The following is a 23,549-nucleotide window of genomic DNA, read 5'->3' on the forward strand; positions in this document are numbered from 1 at the left end:
GGAAACCCGCCTACCGGAAACCCACCGAAGGAGCACCCGTGACCTCCGCTGCGCAGCGCAAGCCCATCGCGATCGACCCCGCCCGCGTCATCACCGACCCCGGCTACGGCGAGGCCTTCACCGACCACCTCTTCAGCATCGACTGGTCGCCCGAACTGGGCTGGCACAATGCCGAGTTGAAGCCGCTCGACAACCTCTCCCTGCACCCCGCCACGCTCGGCCTGCACTACGGCCAGGTCATCTTCGAGGGCCTGAAGGCCCACCGCCGGGTGGACGGCACCGTCGCCGCCTTCCGCCCCGAGGACCACGCCCGCCGCTTCCAGCGTTCCGCCCGCCGGCTGGCCATGCCCGAACTGCCCGAGGAGGTCTTCACCGACGCCATCGAGCAGCTGATCGAGCGCGACGGCGGGATGCTCTCGGAGGACCCGACGCACTGCCTCTACCTGCGTCCGATCATGTTCGCCACCGACGTCACGCTGATGCTTCGGCCCTCGAACACCTACCGCTTCCTGCTGATGGCCTTCGTGGCCGCCGGGTTCTTCGGCGACGACATCGAGTCGGTGTCCGCGTGGGTCAGCCACGACTACGTCCGGGCGTTCCCCGGCGGCACCGGCAACGTCAAGGTGGCCGGCAACTACGCCGGCTCCTTCGCGGCCCAGCGCCAGGCCCAGGAGGCCGGCTGCCCGCAGGTGCTGTGGCTGGACGCGGTCGAGCGCCGGTGGATCGAGGAGATGGGCGGCATGAACGTCTTCTTCGTCCGCGGCGAGGGTCCGTCCGCCGAGGTGGTCACCCCGCTGCTCACCGGCACCCTGCTGCCGGGCGTCACCCGGGACACCGTCCTCGCCCTGGCCGAGCGCCTGGGCCACACCCCGCGCGAGGAGCGGATCTCGCTGGCGCAGTGGAAGGACGAGGTCGAACGGGGCGTCATCACCGAGGTGTTCGCCTGCGGCACGGCCGCGGTGGTCACCCCGGTCAAGTCGTTCCACGACGGCGGCGAGGAGTGGGTGGTCGGCGACGGCACGCCCGGCCCGGTCACCCGCGCCCTGCACGGCGCCCTGGTGGACCTGCACCACGGCCTGAGCGAGCAGCCGCCGGCCTGGGACGCCCACCGCTGACCGGCCGCGGGCCCGCCCGCCGACCGCCAGCCGGTCGCCCGGGCGGGCCCGCCGCCCCGCTCGTCCCCGCCCGCGCCCGCACCGCCCGTACGCGTTGCCGCTGCCCCGCCCCGCCGCTGCACCGCCGCCGCCCCGCCCGTCCCCGCCGCACCGACCGGAGACCAGGACACACCATGCAGACCACGAAGACCGCGAAGACCACCCCCGCCCCCACGCTGATGGACGGCTTCCGTCCCGAGTGGACCCAGGACCCGTACGGCCTCTACCGGATCCTCCGCGAGCGCGGCCCGGTCTACTGGGACGACATGATGCGCGCCTGGGTGGTGCTCGACCACGCCGACATCAGCAAGCTGGGCCGCGACGAGCGGCTGTCCGGCGCCCGCGTGGGCGACTTCCACGCCTCGCTGCCGCCCGCCGCCCAAGCCGAGATGGAGCCGCTGGCGCACACCCTCTCGGACATGATGCTGTTCAACGAGCCGCCCAGGCACACCCGGCTGCGCGGCCTGATCAAGCCCGGGCTCACCCCGCGCTTCATCCGCTCCATGCGGCCCGTCATCCAGGACCTCGCCGACTCCCTGCTCGACCGCGTGATGGAGCAGGGCCGCTTCGACGTCGTCGCCGACTACTCCGAGCCGCTGGCCCGCGGCATGATCGCCTCGCTGGCCGGCGTCCCGGACGACGCGGCGCACCTGCTGGAGGACTGGCAGAGCCTGCTGCACGAGCTGTTCAGCCAGTCCACCCGCGAGTTCGGCCGGCTGGAGGGCCTGCGCACCGCCTTCGACCTGGTCGCCGAGCGCCGCCGGGCCGGCGTCGCCACCGACCGCTTCAGCGAGATGATCGCCGGTCAGATCGCCAAGGAGGACTTCACCGACGACGAGGTGTACGCCAACTTCCTGCTCCTGATCGACGCCGGACAGGCCACCACCACCCACCTGATCGCCAACGCCGTCCTCGCCCTGATCCGCAACCCCGACCAGGCGGAGCGGCTGCGCCGCGACCCGGAGCTGTCCGCCAACGCCGCGCACGAGTTCCTGCGCTACGACAGCTCGGTGCAGTTCACCACCCGGATCGCCACCGAGCCGATCGAGGTGGGCGGCGTGCGGATCGAGGAGAACCAGTCGGTCATCCTGGTCCTGGGCGCCGGCAACCGCGACCCGCTGCGCTACGAGGACCCGGACACCCTGGACGTCGGCCGCCGGGCCAACGACCAGCTCTCCTTCGGGCACGGCATCCACTACTGCCTGGGTGCGGCGCTTTCCCTCGCCGAGATCGACATCGCGATCTCCACGCTGCTGCGCCGCACCGAGGACCTGCGGCTGGTGAACCCCGAGGTGGACTGGCTCGACAGCATCAACTTCCGCTTCCTGCGCAACCTCCCGGTGGAGTTCCGGCAAAGCGGGGCCGGGGCCGGGGCCTGACGGAGTGCCTGGTCGGGATGCCCGCGGGCGGCCGCTATCCGCGCCCCCGCGGGCGGCGGTTATCGGGCGGATATCGGCGACTGCGACGCTCGTCACACCGCAGCACACCGGACCACACCGACCCAGGAGAATGACATGAAGAGCGTCCGCAACCGCATCGCCGTCCGCCTGAGCGTCGTCGCGCTGACCGTGCTCGGCGGTGCGGCGGCCGTCGCGGCGGTGTCGGACCCCGGCGCGGCAGCCCCCGCCGGGGTGACGGTCTCGGTCGCCGACGGCGCCTCCGGCGGCGGCACCCCGGCGCCGACCACCACCCCGCCGGGCACCCCCGGCGACGTCTGGAACAACACCTCCTCCGTCACCCCGCCGAAGGTCATCTCCTGACCCCGCCCTTCTGACCCAGCCCGGCACCCCGCCCGGCTACCCGGCCGCCGACTCCGCGGCCCCCGCCGCGTCCAGGTCGGCCAGCAGGGCGCGGACCAGCTCGCCGTCGGGCAGCTCCAGCCGGTCGAACAGCGCCTCGGCCTCGGTCAGGTGCTCCCGCGCCTCCGCGATCCGGCCGCGGTCGGCCAGCGCCCGCGCCAGCACCACCAGCGCGTGCGCCCGGTCCCGGTCGGCGGTCAGCGCCTCGCACTCCGCCACCGCCTGCCGCGCCCCCGTCACCGCCTCGGCGCCGCGGCCCAGCCGGCGCAGGGTGTCCGCCAGCCGGTAGCGGGCCTGGGCCTCGCGCAGCGCGAGGCCCGCGGAGCGGCAGAGCTCCAGGCACTCCCGGAAAGTGGCCGCCGCCTCCTGGTAGGACTCGCACTGGTGGGCGGCGAGGCCCAGCACGAACAGCGCGTACGAGACCCCCGGCAGGTCCTCCTCGGCGCGCAGGGCGGGCAGCAGCTCCCGGCAGACCCGCGCCCCCTCGGCGGGCGCGCCGCCGCGCACCCGGGCCATCGCCGCGTTGAGCAGGGTGACGGTCCGCCCGGTGTGGTGGCCCAGCGCGACGGCCAGTTCGTGGGCCTCCTCGCACAGCCGTACCGCCTCCTCGAAGCGGTGCTGGAACTGGGCGAGGAGGCCGAGGTCGTTGAGCACCTGCTGGAGGATCACCCGGTCGCCGACCTCCCGGCAGGCCTCGGCCGCCCGGCGGCAGTGCTCGGTGGCCTCGCCCAGCCGGGTCGCCTGGACGGCGAGGTTGCCCCGGATGAACTCGGCCCGGCCCAGCGAGTGCCGGTCGGCCCGCCCGGTGGCGGCGGCGGAGACCGCCGCGGCGGCCACCGCCAGCCGCTCGTAGCGCGGGTCGGCGTCGAAGGGGCAGAGCGCGATCAGCAGGTCGGCGGCGGTCCGCAGGTCCTGCGCCGAGCCGTCGGGCGCCGTCGCGGCCTGCATCGCGGCGATCGCCGTGTCGAACTCCTCGCCCACCCAGCGGGCGGCCGCGCGCGGGGTGTCGAAGCGCAGCCCGGCCAGCGCCGGGGTGCGCAGCGCGGAGCCGATCGGGTCGCCGGGGACGACCTGCTGGAAGGCGGCGGTCGCGGTGGCGAGCAGGAAGTCCAGCTGCCGGCTGAGCGCCGTCGCGGAGTCCACCGCGTCGTCCGGCTCGGTGAGTTGGGATGCGAACACCCGCAGCAGCTCGTGGTAGCGGTAGCGGCCGGCGTGGGTCTCGCTGACCATGCCGGCGTCGACCAGGGCCTCCAGCAGGTCCTCGGCCCGGCGCTGCTCCACGCCCAGGACGACGGCCGCGACCGGCACCCCGATGTCCGGCCGGCTCACTGCGGCGACCACCCGGAACGCGGTCGCCTGCTCCGGGGTCAGCTGCCGGTAGCCCCATTCGAAGGCGCTGGCCACCGCGAGGTCGCCGATCTGCAGTTCGGACATCCGGTGCTGTTCGGCGGCCAGCCGGTCGGCGAGCCGGGCCACCGACCAGGACGGGCGGGAGGCGAGCCGGGAGGCGACGATCCGGATGGCCAGCGGGAGGCGGCCGCAGTAGCGGATCAGTTCGCCGGCGGCCGCCGGGTCGGCGTCGATCCGGTCGTCGCCGGCGGCCTGCGCCAGCATGCCGGTGGCCTCGTCCACGCTGAACACGTCGAGGTCGACCTGGACGGCGGTGGCGAGCCCGAAGAGTCTGGTCCGGCTGGTGACCAGGACGGCGCAGCGGGCCGAGCCGGGCAGCAGGGGTCTGACCTGGGCCGCGTCCCGGGCGTTGTCCAGCAGGATCAGCACCCGCCGCCCGTCGAGCAGGGAGCGGAACAGCCGGGAGCGGTCCTCCAGGGTCTCGGGCACGGCGCCGGGGGCGACGCCCAGGGCGGTGAGGAAGCTGACCAGGAGCACGCCGGGCTGGGCCGGTTTGGGCTGGTCGCCGCGCAGGTCGGCGTAGAGCTGGCCGTCCGGGAACCCGGCGCGCAACCGGTGCGCGACGCGCAGGGCGACGGTGGTCTTGCCGACCCCGCCCATGCCGGAGATCGCCGCGATCGGCAGCACGGTGTGGCCGGCGGTGTCCTGGACGGCCTTGCCGAGCGCCGTGTGCAGCGCCGCCAGTTCGTCCTCGCGGCCGGTGAAGTCGGCGATATCGGCGGGCAGTTGGGCCGGGACCGGGACGGCCGGGGCGGTTCCGGTGGCAGTCCGGGCGGTGACCGAGGGCTCCGGTTCGGGCGGGGCGGCGGGCAGCAGCGAGGGGTCGTTGCGCAGGATCCGCTGGTGCATCGCCCGCAGCTCCGGGCCCGGGTCGATGCCGAGTTCGGCCGCAAGCAGCCGGCGGACCCGTTCGAACACGGCCAGCGCGTCGGCCTGCCGTCCGCTCTGGTAGAGCCCGCGCATCAGCAGCACGTACGGGCGTTCGCGCAGCGGGTGGTCGGCGTTCAGCTCGCGCAGCACCGGGACGGCGCGGCCCGGCACGCCCAGCTCCAGGTCCAGGCCGCACTTCTCCTCCAGCAGGCTGATCCGCAGGTCCTCCAGGCGAGCGCGGTGCTGCTCGGCGAGCGGGCCGGGGATGCCGGCCAGCGGTTCGCCGTACCAGAGGTCCAGGGCCTCGTCGAGCAGCTGCCGGGCCCGCGGGTGGTCCTCGGCCTTCCTGGTCGCGGCGAGCGCGGCGGCGGCCAGCGACTCGACCCGGACGGCGTCCACGTTCTCGGCGGGCAGCACCGTCCGGTAGCCGTCGCCCACCGAGGTGAGGACGACCGGTGCGCTGCGGTCGCGTTCGAGCGCCTTGCGCCAGCGCCAGGCGTAGGTGCGCAGCATGGCCGAGGCGCTGGCGGGTGCGGTGGGCCCCCAGACGGCCTCGATCAGCTCGCCCGCGCTGGCGGCGCGGCCGTCGCGCAGCAGCAGAGCGGCCATCATGGCCTGTTGCAGCGGCGAGCCGACGACCAGGCCCTCCTCGTCCCGGTGCGCCGCCATCGGTCCGAGCAGGCGGAAGCGGATGGGCTGGATCATGAGTGACAGTCCCCCCTAGAACTGATTCCCCTGAGCGGCGCGCAACCCCCGGTCGTCCTGACCTGCGCGGTTCCTCCGGTGCGGCAGCTGCTGCTGCGCACGAGGAAGATAGTCGCCGCAAGAAGCCACGGACCGGAAGAGGTGCGGGTTCAGCTGTTCCGTGTCGCCCGCCCGGGGCGGGGCGGGGGAGGGGGATCCGGAGGCCGGTCAGGCCCCCGGCGGGTCCTCGCGGGTGGGATCCGCGTCGTCCTCGGCGAGGGCCGTCGCGCGGACCCCGTGGACGTAGCGCTCCACCAGGTGGCGCAGGACGGAGACCGTGGCGGCGACGTCCGACTCCGGGATGCCGTCCAGGGCGGCGGTGAGGCCGGTGATGTTGGCCTGTTTCAGGCGTCCGAGCAGCGCGCGCCCCTCGGCGGTCAGCTCGACCTGGCGGGCTCGCCGGTCCGCGGCGTCCGGGGTGCGCTCCACCAGCTGCTGGCTCTGCAGCCGGTCGATCTGCCGGGTGACGTGCGAGGACTTGACCAGCAGCCGGGCGGCCAGGTCGCCGACCCGGCTGGCGCCCTGCGTCTCGGCGAGTGCGCGCAGCAGGTAGACGTCCGAGCGGGCCGCCGTGATGCCGGCCCGGGCGGTCTGCCGTTCGTGCTCCTGGGAGCGGGTGAGCAGGTAGGCCAGCGAGGCCAGCACGGCCTCCAGGTCGGAGGTGGCGGTCCGATGATCGGTGGCGTCCGGCATGGGGGAACTGTAGCGATCCGGTGCGGGGTGCGGCTGCGGTGCCGACCGGTGACTGCTTTTCGGACAGATTCGGCCGTCACCCGGCAGGCCCTTTCGGCGCCACGGACCGCGAGTTAGCGTGACGGTGAGTTAGTTGCTTAGGGCATGTAAATGGTTCGGAACCGCTCCGCGAAGGGAGCCCCTGATGGCCACTGCCGCTCACACCCCCCGCTCCGCCCACCCCGTCCACCCCGCCGCCCGCGGCGGCTGCCCCTTCGACCCGCCGCCCGCCTACCGCCAGGCCCAGCAGGACGAGCCGGTCAGCCGGGTGACCCTGTGGGACGGCACCCCCACCTGGCTGGTCACCCGCCACGAGGAGGTCAAGGCGGTGCTCGGCGACGCCCGCTTCAGCTCGGACTCCACCCGCGCCGGCTTCCCGTTCGTCAGCGCCGGCACCCGGCAGCTGAGCACCGGTCAGCCCACCTTCATCCGGATGGACGACCCGGAACACGCCCGGCTGCGCCGGATGCTCACCGGCGAGTTCATGATCAAGAAGGTCGAGGCGCTGCGCCCCGAGATCCAACGCATCGCCGACGACCTGCTGGACCGGATGACCGCCGGACGCACCTCCGGCGACCTGCTCCGCGAGTTCGCGCTCCCGCTGCCCTCCCTCGTCATCTGCCTGCTGCTCGGAGTCCCGTACCAGGACCACGACTTCTTCCAGGAGTGCAGCCGCGTCCTGCTCCGCCGCGACTCCTCGGCCGAGGAGGTCGAAGCCGCCCAGCGGAGACTGGCCGACTACCTGGTCGGGCTCACCGACTCCAAGCGGACCGACCCCGACGACGGCATCCTCAGCCGCCTGGTCGCCCGCGGCGAACTGGACAGCCGGGAGATCGGCGCGATGGGCCGCCTGCTGCTCGTCGCCGGACACGAGACCACGGCCAACATGACCGCGCTGTCCGTCCTCGCCCTGCTGCGCAACCCCGACCAGCTCGCCCACCTGCGCGCGCACCCCGAGTCCGTGGCCGGCGCGGTCGAGGAACTGCTGCGCTACCTGACCATCGTGCACTCCGGACTGACCCGGGTCGCCACCGAGGACGTCACCGTGGCCGGGGTGCGGATCGGCGCCGGGGAGGGCGTGATCTGCATGGTCAACACCGCCAACCGGGACGAGCAGGAGTTCCCCGACGGCGACGCCCTCGACCTGACCCGCGACGCCCGCCGTCACCTGGCCTTCGGCTTCGGCGTCCACCAGTGCCTGGGCCAGCCGCTCGCCCGCCTGGAACTGCAGATCGCCCTGAACACCGTCCTGCGGCGGCTGCCCGAACTGCGCCTGGCCGTCCCGTTCGAGTCCATCCGCTACCGCGGCGAGATGCTCGTCTACGGCGTCCACGAGCTGCCCGTCGCCTGGTGACCACCGGCACCCAGGACCCACCCGGGCCCACCCGGGCCCATCCGGCCATCGCTCCGAAGGGAACCGCCCCCATGCTCGTCCACATCGACCAGGAGAAGTGCTGCGGCGCCGGCAGCTGCGTGCTCGCCGCCCCCGAGGTCTTCGACCAGCGGGACGAGGACGGCATCGTCGTCCTCCTCGACGCCGAACCCCCGGCCGACATCCACCAGGCCGTCCGGGACGCCGCCGCGGTCTGCCCCGCCGCCGCGATCCGGCTGGAGGAGGCGTGAGCGCACTGAGCGCGGTCGCCGTCGTCGGCGCCGGCGCAGCGGGACTGCACACCGCCGAAGCGCTGCGCCGGGCCGGCTACGACGGCCGCCTCACCCTGATCGGGGCCGAGGCCGAGCCGCCGTACGACCGACCGCCGCTCTCCAAACACCTGCTCGGCGGGCAGTGGACGCCCGAGCGGCTGACCCTGCGGGCCCCGCAGGCGCTGGACGACCTCGACCTGGACCTGCGCCTGGGGGTCCGGGCCGAACGCCTCGACCGGCGGGAGCGGACGGTGCAGCTGTCCGACGGCGGGCGGGTGCGGTGCGAGGCCGTCGTCCTCGCCACCGGCGTCCGACCCCGCCGGCTGCCCGGCGCCGAGCAGCCGACAGCCGGCGCCCACGTGCTGCGCACCCTCGCCGACGCCCTCGCCCTGCGCGCCGAACTCCACGCAGGTGCAAGGCTGTTGGTGGTCGGCGGCGGCCTGCTCGGCGCCGAGGCGGCGGCCACCGCCGTCGAGCTCGGTGCCGAGGTGACCTGGCTGGTGTCCACCGCCGCACCCCTGGCCGGCGTCCTCGGCGCCGAGACGGCCGCGCTGCTGACCGGCCTGCACCGCGAGCACGGGGTGCGGATCCGGCAGGGCACGGCCACGGAGCTCGTCCGGCACCGCGGCCGGGCCGCCGGCGTACGGCTCACGGACGGCACCGAACTCACCGCCGACGTCGTCCTGATGGCCATCGGATCCGTGCCGGACACCGCATGGCTGGCCGACAGCGGCGTCCGGCTCGACGACGGCGTGGTCTGCGACGTCCACTGCGCCGCCGGCCCCGGCGTCTGGGCCGCCGGCGACGCCGCCGCCTGGCCCGACCCCCGCACCGGGCGCCTGCGCCGCCTCGAACAGCGCACCAACGCCACCGAACAGGCGCAGTGCGTCGCCCGCAACCTGCTGGCCGGCCAGGACGGCGCCCGCCAGCCCTACGAACCGGTCCCGTACCTGTGGACCGACCAGTACGGGCTGCGCATCCAGGCCTTCGGCAGCCCGGGCGACGCCGACCGCTTCGAGCCCGTCGACGGCAGCCTCGCGGAGCGCCGCTACGCCGCCGCCTGCGTACGCGACGGGCACGTCCACGGCGCGGTGGGCATCGCCTCCGCCCGGGCACTGCGGCAGCTGCGCGCCCAGGTCGCGGTGCACGCACCGTGGCACGGCGCCCCGGCCTGAGCCGCGCCCGGCCCGAGGCGGAGTCCGGCCCGGTGCGGCGCGCTCACCCGAGTCGGCCAACCGGGTTCGCGGGTCCCCGGGCGCGGTGGGAGCGTCGTCGGTGGGTCGGCCGACCGTCGGCCCGATCCCCGGAAGAAGAGGACAAGAGCATGTCCAAGCAAGGCCTGAAGGTCTCCGTGCAGGGCGACCTGCCGCCGAAGACGATGGAGCGGATCGCGGACGCCGTGCGGCGCACGGTGCTCGACGAGGTCGCCGAGCTCGACCTCGCGCCCCCGCTGCGCGAGGTGGCTCCCAACGAGGTGGCCCCCAAGCCGGGCCCGCTGGGCGGCCCGTTCCTGGGAATCATCTTCGAGCCGGAGAGGTAGTGGCCGGGGGAGTGCCCGGGGCGGAGGCCGTCGGCGCGGACACCGGCCGTGCGGACACCGGCCGTGCGCAGGACAGGGGCGGCACGACCTGCCCCAGCAGCTCCTGCACCCCCGGCCACCTGCTGCTCGGCATCGTCCGGCCGGACGGCAGCGTCGCCGCGCTGCACCCGCCGCTGCCGGTGACCGCCGGGTTCGCCGAGCGCGCGGCCGCCCCCGGGCTGCGCCCGCCCGAGGCCCGGTTCCGCTTCGCCGGCCCGTGCGTCGAGTCGGCGTGCCGGCAGTGGGCGCAGGGCCGGTGCTCGCTCGGCGACGCGGTGTCGGAGCTGGGCCGGGCCGAGCGCGCCGAGGACGGCGCGCTCGCACCGCCGCCCTGCGCCGTCCGGCCGACCTGCCGCTGGTGGGCCCAGGGCGGCGCCGACGCCTGCCGGATCTGCCCGAGCATCGTGCACACCACGAAGACCGTGCACACCACGTAGGCGGCGCCCGCCCGTTGTCGGTTCTTCACTCAGGACTGAAGAACCGACATTCCCCCGCAGTGCGAGGAGAGGATCACTGCCGTGAGCGCGTTCACCATGGAGGACCCCGAGCGGATCATGCGCGACTGATCGACCAGCGGCTCTGCGTCCGCTCCTGACCCGGCCTCCGGCGCTCCGACACCGTCCGCCCCCTATCCTCACCAAGGGAGTCCCCGTGCCGTTGGCCGTCGGACCGGTCGCGCCGCTCGCCGCCCATGACCTGATGGTCTTCCTCCTCCAAGTGGGCCTGCTGCTCGGGCTCGCCGTCCTGCTCGGACGCCTGTTCACCCGGCTCGGGCTGTCCGCCGTCGTCGGCGAGCTGTTCGTCGGCGTGCTGCTCGGACCGTCGCTGCTCGGACACCTCGCCCCCGGCCTCTCCGAGTGGCTGCTGCCGCACGACCCCGCCCGCTTCCACCTGCTGGACGCCTTCGGACAGATCGGCGTCATCCTGATGGTCGGCGTGACCGGCCTGCAGATGGACCTCGGGCTGGTCCGCAAGCGCGGCGCCACCGCCGTACGGGTGAGCGTCCCCGGGATCGTCGTCCCGCTCGCCCTGGGCATCGGGCTGGCCTTCATGCTGCCCGACTCGCTGCTCGGCAGGGTCTCCGACCGCAGCACCTTCGCCCTGTTCGTCGGCGTCGCGATGGGCGTCAGCGCCATCCCGGTGATCGCCAAGACCCTGATCGAACTGGGCCTGCTGCACCGCAACATCGGCCAGCTGACCCTCTGCGCCGTCACCGTCGACGACATCGTCGGCTGGCTGCTGCTCTCGGTCGTCTCGGCGATGGCCACCGTCGGCGTCTCCGGCGGCCAGATCCTGCACTCGATCGCCAACCTGGTGGTCGTCGTGGTGCTCGCCCTGGTGCTGCGCCGCATCGCCAAGGCGGCCGGGCCCCGGCTCGCCAACGGCGCGGCCGGCCCGTCCGTCCTCGCCCTCCTGGTCGCCGCGCTGCTGCTGGCCGCCGCCGGCACCCAGGCGCTCGGCCTGGAGGCGGTCTTCGGCGCCTTCCTGTGCGGTCTCGCCCTGACCGGCACCCCGCTGGCCGACCCGAACCGGCTCGCCCCGGTGCGCACCGTCGTGGTCTCGATCCTCGCGCCGGTGTTCTTCGCGACCGCCGGACTGCGGATGGACCTCACCGCCCTCACCCGGCCCACCGTGCTGCTCGCCGGCCTCGCGGTGCTGGCGATCGCCATCATCGGCAAGTTCAGCGGCGCCTACCTGGGCGCGCGGATCAGCCGGATGAGCCACTGGGAGGGCCTGGCGCTCGGCGCCGGGATGAACGCCCGCGGCGTGATCGAGGTCGTGGTCGCGATGGTCGGCCTCAAGCTCGGCGTGCTGAGCCAGGAGATGTACACCGTCGTCATCCTGGTCGCCATCGTCACCTCGCTGATGGCGCCCCCGCTGCTGCGCCGGTTCATGGCGCGGATCGAGGAGACGGCCGAGGAGCGGCTGCGCGAGGACGCGCTCAGCCCCAAGGAACTCGCCGCCCACCTCTGAGCACTCGCCGCGTCCCCGCCGAACCCCGTCGATGCCCCGGCGGGGGCGTGCGCGAGCAACCGCCGGGCCCGGCACCCCTCTCGACAGGGGTGCCGGGCCCGACGGTTTGCGGGGGCCTCGCGTCGGAGGGAGCAGGGGCGGTCCGGGTGCTGCGGTCCGGGACCGACGCCGGTCAGCCGGTGGGCACCGAGGATCAGCCGAGGGCCGGATCCCGGGGATCAAGCCGTGGTGTCGGCGGTGCGGCCGGTGGGAAGGTCCCGGTTGCCGCCGTACCCGTACCCGCCCCGCCCTCCCGATCGGATGCCCCGCCTTGGACTCCCTGCTGCTCTCCCGCCGCGACCTCGCCTTCCTGCTGTACGACTGGCTGGACGTCACCTCCCTGACCAGCCGCCCCCGCTACGCCGACCACGACCGGGACACCTTCGACGCGGCGCTGGAGCTCAGCGAGACCATCGCGACCCGGCACTTCGCCCCGCACAACAAGAAGAACGACGCCGAGGAGCCCCGCTTCGACGGCGAGCGGGTGCACATCATCCCCGAGGTGAAGGAGGCCCTGCGGGTCTACGCGGAGGCCGGCCTGGTCGGCGTCTCCATGGACTACGAGGTCGGCGGCCAGCAGCTGCCCGTCGTGGTCGCCAACGCCTGCCGGGCCTGGTTCCAGGCCGCGAACATCGCCACCGCCTCGTACCCGCTGCTCACCGTCGGCAACGCCAACCTGCTGCTGGCGCACGGCAGTCGGGAGCAGATCGACACCTATGTGCCGCCGATGGCCGAGGGCCGCTTCTTCGGGACGATGTGCCTGTCCGAGCCGCAGGCCGGCTCCTCGCTGGCCGACATCACCACCCGGGCGGTGCCGGCCGACGACGGCAGCTACCGGATCACCGGCACCAAGATGTGGATCTCCGGGGGCGACCACGAACTCAGTGAGAACATCGTCCACCTGGTGCTGGCGAGGATCCCCGGCGCTCCGGCGGGCGTGAAGGGCATATCGCTGTTCGTCGTGCCCAAGTTCCTGGTCGAGCCGGACGGCACGCTCGGGGAGCGCAACGACGTGGTCCTGGCCGGCCTCAACCACAAGATGGGCTACCGCGGCACCACCAACACCCTGCTCAACTTCGGCGAGGGCCGCCACACCCCCGGCGGTGCCCCGGGCGCGGTCGGCTACCTGGTGGGCCGGGCCCACCACGGGCTGGCCTACATGTTCCACATGATGAACGAGGCCCGGATCGGCGTCGGCCAGGGCGCCACCGCGCTCGGCTACACCGGCTACCTGCACGCCCTCGACTACGCCCGCACCCGCCCGCAGGGCCGCCCGCTCGGGCACAAGGACCCGACCGCCCCGCAGGTCCCGATCATCGAGCACGCCGACGTGCGCCGGATGCTGCTGGCCCAGAAGAGCTACGTGGAGGGGGCGCTGGCGCTCGGCCTGTACTGCAGCCGCCTGCTGGACGAGGAGGCCACCGCCGAGGACGAGGCCGAGCGGGCCCGCGCCCACCTGCTGCTCGACGTGCTGACGCCGATCGCCAAGAGCTGGCCCTCGCAGTGGTGCCTGGCCGCCAACGACCTCGCCATCCAGGTGCACGGCGGCTACGGCTACACCCGCGAGTACGACGTCGAGCAGTTCTACCGGGACAACCGGCTCAACCCGATCCACGAGGGCACCCACGGCATCCACGGGCTGGACCTGCTCGGCCGCAAGGTCGTCATGGACGGCGGCGCGGGCCTGGCGCTGCTCCTGGAGACCATCGGGGAGACGGCCGCCCGGGCCGCCGAGGCCGGGGGAGAGGCGGCCGAGCTGGCCGCCCGCCTGGAGGCGGCCGCGGCCAGGATCGGGCGGACCACCGCCGCACTCTGGTCGACCGGCGATCCGGCGGCCGCGCTGGCCAACGCCACCGTCTACCTGGAGGCGGTCGGCCATGTGGTGCTGGCCTGGATCTGGCTGGAGCAGTTCCTCGCCCTCGGCGCCGGGACGGAGGCCTTCCACGAGGGCAAGCGGCAGGCCGCCCGGTATTTCTTCCGGGTCGAACTCCCGCGGACCGGCCCGCAGTTCGACCTGCTCGACGGCCTGGACCGGACGGCGGCGGAGTGCCGGCCCGAGTGGTTCTGACCGACTGCTGCCGGGCCACCGCTGCGGCCGGGGCTGACGCGGGTGCCGCGTCGGCCCCGGCCCTGTTCCCTGCGGCCCCCGGCCGGTCAGCCCACCGTGGCGGGGGCGGCTGTCCGCCCCAGGAAGCCGGCGAGCCCCCGGGGCATGGACAGGAACGGCGAGCGGCTGCCGGGCAGTCGGTGGACGGCCTCGGAGCGGGTGGCGAGCTCCTCCTGCCGGGCCGGTTCGAGGGCCCGGTCCCGGTCGCAGACGATGTAGGTGGAGGGGCCTCGCCGTCCGGAAGGTCACCGAAGAGCACGGTCCGGGAGTCCTCGTACGGGCGGGGCCTGGCCCGTGCCGTCGTCCGGCACGGGTGTCCCCAGGAAGGACGCCATGCTCCGGCCCGCGTCCAGCCGGAACGCGGCGACGTACACCGCCCGCACCACGGGGCGGCGGACGGCGCGGGGGTGCCCGGTGGGGCGCGCGGGGTTCTCGGGGCGCTCGCCCGGGTGTCCGTCGATCAGAGGACGAACATCGTGGCGTAGGGCGGGGTGATCCGTACCTTTCGCGCACCGAAGTCGACGACGACCGAGGCGTTGCCCTCGTCCTCGATTTCGATGACCCGGCCGAGGCCGTACCTGTCGTGGGTGACGCGGTCCCCGACGGCGAACCGCTTGGGCGGCGCGTCGGGCCTGGCCTTGAAGGGACTGGTGGGCAGGGGGCGCCGGACTGCCGGTGTTTTCCTCACCCTGGTCAGTATGCTCTGAAAATCGGGGGAACGGGGCGCCCTGGAGGGTGGAAAATCCGGCCGGGTCGGAGCGGGCCGCGCGTGCCGCGGCGGATGGCCCAACTAGCCCGCGGGGTAGGCCTGTTGCTGCCCCCGGCGGGCCGGTTGAGCCCCCTCCCGGTGCGGGGTGGAGAAAAAAATTCACCCGGAATTTCCGTCGGGGCGGCCCCGGGCCTGCTACAGTCGAAGCAGTTGCAGTAGTGGTTCCCATGAACTTTGTGTGCGCCTGCTGATCCTTGCAGGCGCATTTTTTGTTTCCGGCTCTTCCGGTGGGTTCTCATCGCGGCGACTCGAAAGTCTGCACGGTGCAGACTTCGCACAGTCTCGAAGGAGATTTCTCATGGCTACCGGTACCGTGAAGTGGTTCAACTCGGAAAAGGGCTTCGGCTTCATCGAGCAGGACGGCGGCGGCGCTGACGTCTTCGCTCACTACTCGAACATCGCCGCCAGCGGTTTCCGCGAGCTGATCGAGGGCCAGAAGGTCGAGTTCGACGTCACCCAGGGCCAGAAGGGCCCGCAGGCGGAGAACATCCGCCCGGTCTGATGTGACGCACGCCGGCTCCGTCCGGCGACGAGGGGCCCGCACCGTGCACTGCGCACGGTGCGGGCCCCTCGGCTTTTCCCGGGCCGCCCGGGCGTCACGGTGCGGGTGCCGGGGCGGTGGCGAGCGGGAGCCGGGCCCGGAAGGTGACCTCCGGGCCGGGGGTGTCCAGGACGGCGAGGGTGCCGCCGTGGAGGGTGGCGATGTCGCGGGCGATGGGCAGGCCGAGGCCGGTGCCGCCGTCGTCGCGGCTGCGGGCGTCGTCCAGGCGGGTGAAGCGTTCGAAGATCCGCTCGCGATCGGCGGGTGGGATGCCCGGGCCGTCGTTGGAGACGTCCAGGACGGCCTCGCCGGTGGCGTCGTCTCGGTGGAGCCGGACGGTGACCTCCTGCCGGGCGTGGCGCCGGGCGTTGTCCAGCAGGTTGGTCAGGAGCCGGCCCAGCCACTGCGGGTTGCCGGGGACGGCGATGTCGGCCGCCGTGTGCACGGTGACGGGGTGCGGCTGCGGGCCTCCGGCGCGGACCGTGGTGTCGACGAGCTCGCCCAGATCGACGCGCTGGCCTGGGCGTTCCCGGCCGGTGGCGTCCAGGCGGGCCAGCAGCAGGAGGTCGGTGGCCAGCGCCTGGAGGCGTTCGGTGTCCTGGAGGGCGCCGGCGACGAGGTCGGCGCGGACGTCCGGGTCGGGGACGGCGAGGGCCACCTCCAGCTGGGTGCGCAGCACGGTCAGCGGGCTGCGCAGCTCGTGGGAGGCGTCGGCGATGAAGCGGCGCTGGCGGGTGCCGGCGGCTTCCAGGCGTTCGAGCATGGCGTTCATGGTGTGGGCGAGCCGGGCGATCTCGTCGTCGCTGCGCGGCTCCGGCACGCGCCGGGCGAGGTCGCGGTCGCCGATGGCGGCGACCTCGGCGCGGATGGCCTCGACCGGGCGCAGCGCCCGGCCGGTGGCGCGCCAGGTGAGGACGGCGGTGGTGAGCAGCAGCAGCCCGCTGAGGGCGGCGAGGGCGGCGGTGGTGACGTCCTCGGCGGCGTCGACGGTGCGCAGCGAGACGCCGACGTGGATGGTGACCGGGCCGGTGGGGGAGGCCGCGGTGACGGTGGTGACGCGCTGGTGGCGTTCGGCGCCGAGCGCGTGGACGTTGTAGCTCCGGTGGCCGTCCCGGGTGCGGACGGGGGCGAGCGGGGGCTGGCCGGCGAGGTTGCCGCTGGCGGCGATGACGTGGCCGGTGGCGTTGACGACCTGGATGAAGTCGGTGCCGTGGCCGAGCGGCAGCTGCGCGGTGAGCTGGCGGTCGGCGGCGAGCCGGGCGACGGCCTGGGCCTGTTCGCGGGCGCCGGTCTCCACGGTGCGTTCCAGGTTGGCGCGCAGCAGCAGGAGGACGGCGGCGGAGGCGGCCAGCAGGACGACGGCGACGCTGGCGCAGGCGGCGAGCGTGGTGCGGGTGCGGACCGAGCGGGGGGCGAGCCGGTGGATCAGGGCGGTGGTGCGGGGGTGCCGGGTGGCCCGGCGCAGGGCGGCCCGGGCCCGGTGGCGCAGCGGGCGGGCCGTCGGCCGGTCAGCCACCGTAGGTCGGTCAGCCACCGTCGGCCGCCAGTCGGTAGCCGGCCCCGCGCACGGTTTGGACCGCGGCGCGCCCGAACGGGGCGTCGATCTTGCGGCGCAGCGCGCTGATGTGGACCTCGACGGTGTTGGGGTCGGCGTCGGGGCCGCTGTCCCAGACCTGGTCGAGGATCTCCCGCTTGGAGACGGCCTCCCCGGCCCGGCGGGCGAGGTGGTCCAGCAGGGCGAACTCGCGGGGGGTGAGGGGGATCGTGCCGCCGGCGCGGGTGCAGGTGCGGGCGGCGGAGTCGACGACCAGGTCGCCCAGGACCGTGCGGCGCGGGGCCCGGGTGCCGATCCGGCGGGCGAGGGCGTTGAGGCGGGCGACGAGGACGACGAAGGAGAAGGGCTTGGACAGGTAGTCGTCGGCGCCGGTGTCCAGGGCCTCGGCCTCGTCCCACTCGCCGTCCTTGGCGGTGAGCATGAGGATGCCGACGTCGCTGCCGCTGGCGCGCAGCCGGGAGCAGACCCGGTAGCCGTTGAGGCCCGGCAGCATGATGTCGAGGACGATCACGTCGTAGGCGTGGTCGGTGGCCTTGGCCAGGCCGGACAGGCCGTCGTGGGCGACGTCGACGGTGAAGCCCTCGGTGGTCAGTCCGTGCTGCAGGGCCAGGGCCAGACGGCGCTCGTCCTCTACTACCAGTACGCGCATGCCCCCCAGGGTGGCAGGTCGCGATGAGGGGCAGCTGAAGGCCCCCTCGGGTCTTCAGCCGATCTTCAGCAAGGGCCGGACATGCTGTGCCGACCGTGATCCGGGCACAGGGCCCGGACCGGGCCGGGATGCAAAGGGGTGGGCGCAGTGAGCGAGCCCATGGAGTTCGAGCAGGCACAGGGTCGGCAGCAGGGCCCGCAGCAGGGCCGGCCGGAGGAGCAGCAGGGGACGAAGCCCGTCGGCAAGGCGCGCAGAGCGCGGCGGTGGCTGCGCGGGCGTCCGGTGCGGTGGGTGGCGGCCGGTGCGGCGGTGGTCGTGGTGGCCGGCGGGGCCGCGGTGGCGGCGCACCACGTGGCCGGGCACCACGGCGAGCACCGCGGTGACCGCAAGGAGGTGGCCGCGGCCGACCACGGTCACGGTGGGTACGGCGACGGCGAGCGTGGCGAGCACGGCCAGGCCAAGCGGGAGCACCCCGGGAACGGTGGGAACGGCGGGAACGGCGGCCGGCAGGGCGGCGCCCGGGCCGTCGGCCGGCCGGCTCCGGCCCCGCTGCCGTCCACCGATGCGGCGGACGCGGTGGCGAAGGCCGCGGCGGCGGTGGCCGGCGGAAAGGTGGAGTCGCTGAGCCCGGTCACCGAGCAGGGCGGTGGCCGCGCCTGGCAGGCCGTGGTCCTCGGCCCGGACGGCGTGCGGCACCTGGTGACGCTGGACGGCACCAGCGGTGCGATCACCGGCAACACCGTCCTGGGCCGCTGACCCCGGGCTCCAGCCGATCTCACGAGCGCCGACCTCAGGAGAGCCGGCGTCAGGAGAGCTGACCCCGAGAGAAGGGAGCGCCGCAATCGTGGGCGCCACCACGGTCCCGCGCGGGACCGACCACCGCCGGCCCGTCCCCGTAGGCCTGCTGCGGAGCAAGGTCCCGCAGGTGACGGCGGTGTTCTGGGTCGTCAAGATCCTCACCACCGGCATGGGCGAGACCACCTCCGACTACCTCGCCCGGGTGCTGGGGCCGGTTCCGGCCGTCGCGTCGGCGGGCCTCCTGCTGGCCGCCGCGCTGGCGGCACAGGCCCGGGCCCGCCGCTACGTGCCGGCCGTGTACTGGACGGCGGTGGTGATGGTCAGCGTGTTCGGGACGATGGCCGCCGATGTCGCGCACGTCGCGCTGGGTGTGCCGTACGCCGTCTCCACCGCCGCCTTCGCACTGGCCCTGGCGGCGGTGTTCGGCCTGTGGTGGCGGCTGGAGGGCACCCTGGCGGTGGAGTCGGTGGCCGGCGGCCGCCGGGAGGTCCTCTACTGGTCGGCCGTCCTGGCCACCTTCGCGCTGGGCACGGCGGTGGGGGACCTGACCGCTGCCACGCTCGGCTGGGGCTACCTGCCCTCCGGCCTGCTCTTCGCCGCCATGATCGCGGTCCCCGCCCTCGCCCATCGGCTGCTGGGCGCTCCGCCGGTACTCACCTTCTGGTGGGCCTACGTGCTCACCCGCCCGCTCGGCGCCTGCTTCGCCGACTGGGCCGGAGTCAGCCACCAGCGGGGCGGCCTCGACCTGGGCACCGGCCCGGTGAGTCTGGTCCTCGGCGCGGTGATCGTCGGCCTGGTCCTCCGGCTGAGCATCGACGACCGTCGCCGCGGAGGAGCCGAACGGTGAGCGGAGCGAGCATCCATGACTGTGCGTCATTCATCGCGGATGAGATCGGTGCGGCCGTCAGGTGGGGCAACCGGTCATGGGACTCGATCACCTTCCGTCCCGGGGGCAAGGACGTCCGGCCGGACATGCCCGACCGTGCCGCCCTGCGGGCCGCCGGATGACCGGGATTCCGGGCCGCGCGTGCCGGTGCCGGTAATGGCGGGACGTAGTCGATCCGCTCGTCGAATCGGATAGCCGGGCCGAGAGGTCCCCTCCGCCGTGGCTGCTGCCACGCGAGGGGGCCTCTCGGCCGTTGCGTCACACCGGATGGGGTCAGCGAATGCGTCTGACCGAATGGGATCGCGAATTCATGGTCTGGTCCTACGGGTTCGGTCGTTCCAGGCTCCTGTTCCGCAGCGAGCCGAGGTTCGAGGCCGACGAGCGCATCGATGTCCTCTTCTCCGATATCCGGGACACGAGCATTTCGGCGGACCTGGCGAGCCTGTCGATCGACCGGATCGAGACGCCGGAGGAGGCGCGCGATCTCGGCATCGGCGCCGCCGTTCCGCCCGCACCCGAAGGGTTGTTCGCGCTGAATTCGGGTGCCGTTCACGTGATCGCGACGCACTGCCAGGGGAACGCGGATCACGAGTGGGTCGACGCGCGCGCATTTCGGGCCGTTCCGAGGGGGGTGAAATGACGCGTGGGGATTGCTGAACGGGGTAATGCCCCGACGAGGTGGACGCCCGTCGCGACGGTGGGTTCAGCCGGCTTCCGGGATGGCGGTGCCTCCGTTGAAGGCCGCTGCCCGGACGTCCAGGAGGGCGAGGAGGACCGGGGGGTCGAGGGCGCGGACCGGGCGCAGGCGCAGTCCCAGCGGCCGTACCGGTGTGTCCCGCCGGATTTCGAGGGGGCCGATGGAGCCGACGGAGACCTCGCCGGTGAGGACTTCGTCGAAGGAGGCGGGGACGGAGTGGGCGAGGAGGTACCAGGTCCCGGGGGGTACGCGGTCGAGGTGGAAGGCGCCGGGACGGGGGAGGACGGTGCAGGCCACGGGCCGGCCTTCGGGGATGCGGGTGGGGAAGAGTCCGACGAAGACGCGGCCGAGGTCCTCGGCGACGGAGGCCCGGATCTCGCCGCGGACGGTGGTGAGTTCCGCCAGGGGGCTCCGGCGGCGGGAGTCGATCTCGATGCTGGTGGTGAAGCCGCGTAACTGGCGGAACATGGTGGGGGAGGTGCCGACGCTGCTGGCGAACCGTGAGCTGAAGGTGCCGACGCTGTTGTAGCCGACGCGGTGGCTGATCTCGGTCACGGTGTAGGTCGTCTCGATGAGCAGGCGTTTGGCGGCTTCGATGCGGATGGCTGAGAGGAAGCGTCTCGGTGAGACGCCGGTCACCCGTTGGAATTCCCGGGAGAAGTGGAATTTGCTGTAGATTGCTGCCTGTGCCATGTCGTCTATGGTCAGTATTTCGCCGATGTTCTCGTGCATGACCTCGATGGCCCGAGCCACGGCCTGTTCGATAGCGGGCTTCAAAGCGACTCCAGGTTCTCCCGTACCGCTGGTCGACAGAGACTCGGCTCCGGTATCGAATTGTGGGACGCCGAGGTTTCGGATGTCCTTGGACCACCGGAGCCTGCGAGGTTTCTCACTCCTTTCCGTAATGAGTCGGTGACGCAGAGTTGCGTCACAATAACTGATGACCTTAGCAGGTGGGCATGACAAGTTCAACGGATGCCCAGTGCTTTCAATTGGCAAACTCCGCTGCGGGATACTGGCTGGTATATGTTTGAAATACCGCAGCAATTCAGAAGATGCACCGGAGGGGGCTGTTACGCCTGTTGTGGCCAGGGCAGGTGTTACGGGTGTTGCCGGTGGTCCTCCAGGCCCTCCAGGCCCTCCAGGCCCTCCAGGTCCTCCCGCAGCCGTCGCGCCGACTCCGCCACCGACCCGGCGGCGGACTCCCGCACGTCGCCGACCCCGACCATCAGCCCCACCAACTGCGCCTCCAGCAGGCGGTCGGCGTCCCAGGGCTCGGTCAGGTAGCCGCCGAGCTCCAGTACGACCAAGCCGTGCACCGCCGACCACATCTGATGGGCCACCAGCTCGGCGTCCTGCGCGTGGAACCGCCCGGCCTCGATGCAGCGGGCGGCGCACTCGGCCACGCCGGCCAGCGTGTACCGGCCGTACTGCCGGTCCTCCTCGTCCAGCGAGAAACCGGCCAAGGAGGAACCGCCGAACATCACCGCGTACAGGTGGGGGTTGGCCAGCGCGTTGCACCGGTACGCGCGGCCCAGCAGGGCCAGGTCGCTCACCGGGTCGTCGCTGAACTCGACCCGGGTGAAATAGTGCTGGAGCCGGGTGAACCCCTCGTGCACCATGGCGCGCACCAGCCCGCGCATTCCGTTGAAGTGGGTGTACAGAGCCATCGTCGAGGTGCCGACCTCGCTCGCGATGCGGCGGGCGGACAGCGCCTGCGGGCCTTCCTCCGCCAGCAACCGGGCGGCGATGTCCACCAGGGTGGGACGGGCACTGGGATCCGATCGACGCGGACTCATCCCCCCAGTGAAGCAAAACGCCGTTATGGCAGAGCCGTTCGCGGTGCACAACCCCCTGATCCCCGCACGATGCGAGAAGCGGCGCTCCGGGTGCCACCCGTAGCTTTCCAGTCACCTGACGCAATGTTCCAGGGTCGGGCGAGGGCCGGAGCGAGTAGGTCGACGTCCCATCGCGCCGACCGTCACCCCGCTGGTCAACGGAGGCCGCCCTTGTCCACCAAAGCCCCCGGCAGGGCAACCGCCGCCACCCTGCTCCTCACCCTGGGCGGCGTGATCGTGCTGGTCTCCTCCGCAGTGGCCTTCCACCACTCCTTCGCGATGGATCCCGCGATGCCGATGGACCACATGCCGGCCGACCCGGGACGGAAGCTGCACGGCATGGCCCTCTCGGACATGCCGGAGATGTTCACCGCCCTCGCCGGGCTGCTGCTCGTCGTGGTCGGCGCCGCCCTGCGCGGACGGCCGCAGGCCGACCCGGCCGACGCGGCCGACACCCGGACCGGCCGACGCGGCCGGCTGCTGATCGCCGCCATCGGCACGGCCGCCCTGACCATCGACATCAGCAAGACCTCCACCCTGGGCTTCGTCATCCCCGGCATGCGGGCCGAGTACGGCCTCGATCCCCGGACGGCCTCCCTGCTGGCGGTCAGCGGACTGAGCGGAACGGCCGTCGGCGCCGTGCTGTTCGGCGTGCTCACCGACCGGATCGGCCGGCGCAGCTCCTACCTGATCGCCACCCTCGGATTCACCGCCACCAGCATGTGCGGCTCGATGCCCACCTTCCACGGGAACCTGGTGATGTGCGCCCTGATGGGCCTGGCGGTCGGCGGCCTCGCCCCGCTGCTGATCACCCTGCTCACCGAGACCGTCGGCGGACCGGTGCGCGGATCGGTGGTGGTGGCGCTCTCCGTCGTCGCCACCGCCGTCGGCTACCTGATCGCCGCCGGCTCGGCACTCTGGCTGGAGCCGGTGTTCGGCTGGCGGATCCTCTGGCTGATCGGCGCCCCCACCGGAGCCGCCCTGGCCCTGCTCACCCCCTTCGTCCCCAACCGCGGCTCCGCCCGCGCCCCCGCGGCTCGGCGCACACCGGTCGTCCAGCACCTCCCCAACTCCTCGCGGACCCTCACCCACGGCCTGCAGCGCGCCTTCGCCACCCTGATCGGACTGCTGACCTTCGGGCTCAGCACCTGGGTGCCGAGCCTGGCCAGGATCGGCGGGGTGCCGGTGCACACCGCCAACCTGATGCTCACCGTGGCGGCGGTCGCGATGATCCCGTGCGCCCTGCTGCTGATGGTGGGCTACCGCCGCTTCGGACCGACGTCCATGGCGGCCGGCCTGGCCACCGCCACCGCGGTGCTGCTGGTGGCGCTCACCGCCAGCGGCGCGGTGGCCAAGGTGGGCTGGATCTGCGCGGGCGCCCTGGTGGCGGCGCTGTTCTCGGTGAACTCGATGGCCGCGATCTTCCTCCCGATCGCCGCCGACCTCGCGGACCCGGAACGGCGCGGCCGGACCACCGGCCTGGTCTCCCTCTTCAACCGGCTCGGCGGCCTGACCGGGCCGCTGCTGCTGGCGAGCCTGGTCTCCTCGGCCTCCGCGGTGCTGCTCGCGGTCTCCGCGCTCGCCCTGCTCTGCGGGGCGGCCGCCTGGTACATCAGCCGGCGCAGCCGGCTCGCCGCCGTCACCCTGGCCCCGGCGGCCGATTAGGGCCGGTCCGGCACTGCCCACCACTCCCCGTCGGGACGCCGCCGCCGTGCGTGCGCCCTGGACGGGGAGTGGTCGTCGGGGGCGCAGAGCACGGGCGGA

At 73.5% G+C, this 23,549-nt stretch carries 22 protein-coding genes; 15 read left to right on the top strand and 7 right to left on the bottom strand.

All coding sequences use genetic code 11. The features are described 5' to 3' along the window. Positions 1 to 38 precede the first annotated feature (38 nt). The 3 genes from CRP52_RS28945 to CRP52_RS28955 all read left to right on the top strand — a co-directional run bounded on the left by CRP52_RS28945 (position 39) and on the right by CRP52_RS28955 (position 2,914). Positions 39 to 1,115, top strand: a complete 1,077-nt coding sequence (locus tag CRP52_RS28945; protein WP_218893125.1) for a branched-chain amino acid aminotransferase — start codon at positions 39 to 41, stop codon at positions 1,113 to 1,115. A gap of 173 nt (positions 1,116 to 1,288) precedes the next feature. Continuing rightward, positions 1,289 to 2,533, top strand: coding sequence for a cytochrome P450 (locus CRP52_RS28950; RefSeq protein ID WP_097239085.1), 1,245 nt, complete (start codon positions 1,289 to 1,291; stop codon positions 2,531 to 2,533). Between the two features lie 135 nt (positions 2,534 to 2,668). Continuing rightward, the gene (locus CRP52_RS28955; RefSeq protein WP_097239086.1) at positions 2,669 to 2,914 is read left to right on the top strand and encodes a hypothetical protein; all 246 of its coding nucleotides are present in this window, start codon (positions 2,669 to 2,671) and stop codon (positions 2,912 to 2,914) included. A 36-nt stretch (positions 2,915 to 2,950) separates the two neighbouring features. On the opposite strand, the gene CRP52_RS28960 is transcribed toward CRP52_RS28955, so the two are convergent. Together CRP52_RS28960 and CRP52_RS28965 are read right to left on the bottom strand one after the other, a co-directional pair. Beyond that, the gene (locus tag CRP52_RS28960) at positions 2,951 to 5,938 is read right to left on the bottom strand and encodes an AfsR/SARP family transcriptional regulator (protein WP_257032902.1); all 2,988 of its coding nucleotides are present in this window, start codon (positions 5,936 to 5,938) and stop codon (positions 2,951 to 2,953) included. Between the two features lie 207 nt (positions 5,939 to 6,145). Continuing rightward, a complete protein-coding gene (locus CRP52_RS28965; protein ID WP_097239087.1) occupies positions 6,146 to 6,670 on the bottom strand; it encodes a MarR family winged helix-turn-helix transcriptional regulator in 525 nt (174 codons plus the stop codon). 184 nt (positions 6,671 to 6,854) lie between these two features. On the opposite strand from CRP52_RS28965, the gene CRP52_RS28970 reads away from it, so the two are divergent. The 7 genes from CRP52_RS28970 to CRP52_RS29000 all read left to right on the top strand — a co-directional run bounded on the left by CRP52_RS28970 (position 6,855) and on the right by CRP52_RS29000 (position 14,013). After that, a complete protein-coding gene (locus CRP52_RS28970) occupies positions 6,855 to 8,063 on the top strand; it encodes a cytochrome P450 (protein WP_097239088.1) in 1,209 nt (402 codons plus the stop codon). Positions 8,064 to 8,134: 71 nt separating this feature from the next. Beyond that, complete coding sequence (locus CRP52_RS28975) at positions 8,135 to 8,332, top strand: ferredoxin (protein WP_097240413.1); 198 nt, start codon at positions 8,135 to 8,137, stop codon at positions 8,330 to 8,332. Beyond that, the gene (locus tag CRP52_RS28980; RefSeq protein WP_257032903.1) at positions 8,329 to 9,528 is read left to right on the top strand and encodes an NAD(P)/FAD-dependent oxidoreductase; all 1,200 of its coding nucleotides are present in this window, start codon (positions 8,329 to 8,331) and stop codon (positions 9,526 to 9,528) included. The genes CRP52_RS28975 and CRP52_RS28980 overlap by 4 nt, the downstream gene beginning before the upstream one ends. Before the next feature lie 149 nt (positions 9,529 to 9,677). After that, positions 9,678 to 9,893: a hypothetical protein gene (locus CRP52_RS28985; RefSeq protein WP_097239089.1), complete on the top strand. Its 216-nt coding sequence runs from the start codon at positions 9,678 to 9,680 to the stop codon at positions 9,891 to 9,893. Next, positions 9,893 to 10,369: a hypothetical protein gene (locus CRP52_RS28990; RefSeq protein ID WP_097239090.1), complete on the top strand. Its 477-nt coding sequence runs from the start codon at positions 9,893 to 9,895 to the stop codon at positions 10,367 to 10,369. The genes CRP52_RS28985 and CRP52_RS28990 overlap by 1 nt, the downstream gene beginning before the upstream one ends. A 214-nt stretch (positions 10,370 to 10,583) precedes the next feature. Next, on the top strand, positions 10,584 to 11,906 hold the full coding sequence (locus CRP52_RS28995) for a cation:proton antiporter (protein ID WP_257032904.1): 1,323 nt from the start codon (positions 10,584 to 10,586) through the stop codon (positions 11,904 to 11,906). A 310-nt stretch (positions 11,907 to 12,216) separates the two neighbouring features. Beyond that, positions 12,217 to 14,013, top strand: a complete 1,797-nt coding sequence (locus CRP52_RS29000) for an acyl-CoA dehydrogenase (RefSeq protein ID WP_097239091.1) — start codon at positions 12,217 to 12,219, stop codon at positions 14,011 to 14,013. Positions 14,014 to 14,512: 499 nt separating this feature from the next. Here the strand turns inward: CRP52_RS29000 and CRP52_RS29005 are convergent, their stop codons facing one another. Further along, positions 14,513 to 14,740 carry a hypothetical protein gene (locus CRP52_RS29005; protein WP_097239092.1) on the bottom strand — a complete coding sequence of 76 codons (228 nt, stop codon included), beginning with the start codon at positions 14,738 to 14,740 and terminating at the stop codon, positions 14,513 to 14,515. A gap of 379 nt (positions 14,741 to 15,119) precedes the next feature. Between CRP52_RS29005 and CRP52_RS29010 the strand changes: the two genes are divergently transcribed. Further along, positions 15,120 to 15,323 carry a cold-shock protein gene (locus CRP52_RS29010; RefSeq protein WP_097239093.1) on the top strand — a complete coding sequence of 68 codons (204 nt, stop codon included), beginning with the start codon at positions 15,120 to 15,122 and terminating at the stop codon, positions 15,321 to 15,323. A gap of 94 nt (positions 15,324 to 15,417) precedes the next feature. Here CRP52_RS29010 and CRP52_RS29015 read toward each other — a convergent pair whose 3' ends face one another. After that, positions 15,418 to 16,878: a sensor histidine kinase gene (locus tag CRP52_RS29015; protein ID WP_097239094.1), complete on the bottom strand. Its 1,461-nt coding sequence runs from the start codon at positions 16,876 to 16,878 to the stop codon at positions 15,418 to 15,420. A gap of 10 nt (positions 16,879 to 16,888) precedes the next feature. Then, a complete protein-coding gene (locus CRP52_RS29020; protein WP_097239095.1) occupies positions 16,889 to 17,566 on the bottom strand; it encodes a response regulator transcription factor in 678 nt (225 codons plus the stop codon). Positions 17,567 to 17,713: 147 nt separating this feature from the next. Here CRP52_RS29020 and CRP52_RS29025 point away from each other — a divergent pair, with 147 nt between their 5' ends. From CRP52_RS29025 to CRP52_RS29035, 3 genes are all read left to right on the top strand, one after another. Continuing rightward, positions 17,714 to 18,322, top strand: a complete 609-nt coding sequence (locus CRP52_RS29025) for a hypothetical protein (protein ID WP_143685851.1) — start codon at positions 17,714 to 17,716, stop codon at positions 18,320 to 18,322. Positions 18,323 to 18,410: 88 nt separating this feature from the next. After that, the gene (locus CRP52_RS29030) at positions 18,411 to 19,211 is read left to right on the top strand and encodes a COG4705 family protein (RefSeq protein WP_373560531.1); all 801 of its coding nucleotides are present in this window, start codon (positions 18,411 to 18,413) and stop codon (positions 19,209 to 19,211) included. 319 nt (positions 19,212 to 19,530) lie between these two features. After that, positions 19,531 to 19,890 carry a hypothetical protein gene (locus CRP52_RS29035; RefSeq protein WP_097239097.1) on the top strand — a complete coding sequence of 120 codons (360 nt, stop codon included), beginning with the start codon at positions 19,531 to 19,533 and terminating at the stop codon, positions 19,888 to 19,890. A gap of 63 nt (positions 19,891 to 19,953) precedes the next feature. On the opposite strand, the gene CRP52_RS29040 is transcribed toward CRP52_RS29035, so the two are convergent. Together CRP52_RS29040 and CRP52_RS29045 are read right to left on the bottom strand one after the other, a co-directional pair. Next, positions 19,954 to 20,679: a helix-turn-helix transcriptional regulator gene (locus CRP52_RS29040; protein ID WP_097240417.1), complete on the bottom strand. Its 726-nt coding sequence runs from the start codon at positions 20,677 to 20,679 to the stop codon at positions 19,954 to 19,956. 368 nt (positions 20,680 to 21,047) lie between these two features. Next, the gene (locus CRP52_RS29045; RefSeq protein WP_097239098.1) at positions 21,048 to 21,746 is read right to left on the bottom strand and encodes a TetR/AcrR family transcriptional regulator; all 699 of its coding nucleotides are present in this window, start codon (positions 21,744 to 21,746) and stop codon (positions 21,048 to 21,050) included. A gap of 210 nt (positions 21,747 to 21,956) precedes the next feature. Here CRP52_RS29045 and CRP52_RS29050 point away from each other — a divergent pair, with 210 nt between their 5' ends. Further along, positions 21,957 to 23,450 carry an MFS transporter gene (locus tag CRP52_RS29050; protein WP_257032905.1) on the top strand — a complete coding sequence of 498 codons (1,494 nt, stop codon included), beginning with the start codon at positions 21,957 to 21,959 and terminating at the stop codon, positions 23,448 to 23,450. The last annotated feature ends 99 nt before the right edge of the window (positions 23,451 to 23,549 follow it).

The sequence above is a fragment of the Streptomyces sp. 1331.2 genome (assembly GCF_900199205.1).
In the GTDB taxonomy this organism is placed as follows: domain Bacteria; phylum Actinomycetota; class Actinomycetes; order Streptomycetales; family Streptomycetaceae; genus Kitasatospora.

Coding starts and splice junctions, on each gene's coding strand:
- CRP52_RS28950 (WP_097239085.1), top strand. CDS start 1,289: ATGCAGACCACGAAGACCGCGAAGACCACCCCCGCCCCCACGCTGATG.
- CRP52_RS28955 (WP_097239086.1), top strand. CDS start 2,669: ATGAAGAGCGTCCGCAACCGCATCGCCGTCCGCCTGAGCGTCGTCGCG.
- CRP52_RS28960 (WP_257032902.1), bottom strand. CDS start 5,938: ATGATCCAGCCCATCCGCTTCCGCCTGCTCGGACCGATGGCGGCGCAC.
- CRP52_RS28965 (WP_097239087.1), bottom strand. CDS start 6,670: ATGCCGGACGCCACCGATCATCGGACCGCCACCTCCGACCTGGAGGCC.
- CRP52_RS28970 (WP_097239088.1), top strand. CDS start 6,855: ATGGCCACTGCCGCTCACACCCCCCGCTCCGCCCACCCCGTCCACCCC.
- CRP52_RS28975 (WP_097240413.1), top strand. CDS start 8,135: ATGCTCGTCCACATCGACCAGGAGAAGTGCTGCGGCGCCGGCAGCTGC.
- CRP52_RS28985 (WP_097239089.1), top strand. CDS start 9,678: ATGTCCAAGCAAGGCCTGAAGGTCTCCGTGCAGGGCGACCTGCCGCCG.
- CRP52_RS29010 (WP_097239093.1), top strand. CDS start 15,120: ATGGCTACCGGTACCGTGAAGTGGTTCAACTCGGAAAAGGGCTTCGGC.
- CRP52_RS29020 (WP_097239095.1), bottom strand. CDS start 17,566: ATGCGCGTACTGGTAGTAGAGGACGAGCGCCGTCTGGCCCTGGCCCTG.
- CRP52_RS29035 (WP_097239097.1), top strand. CDS start 19,531: ATGCGTCTGACCGAATGGGATCGCGAATTCATGGTCTGGTCCTACGGG.
- CRP52_RS29040 (WP_097240417.1), bottom strand. CDS start 20,679: ATGCACGAGAACATCGGCGAAATACTGACCATAGACGACATGGCACAG.
- CRP52_RS29045 (WP_097239098.1), bottom strand. CDS start 21,746: ATGAGTCCGCGTCGATCGGATCCCAGTGCCCGTCCCACCCTGGTGGAC.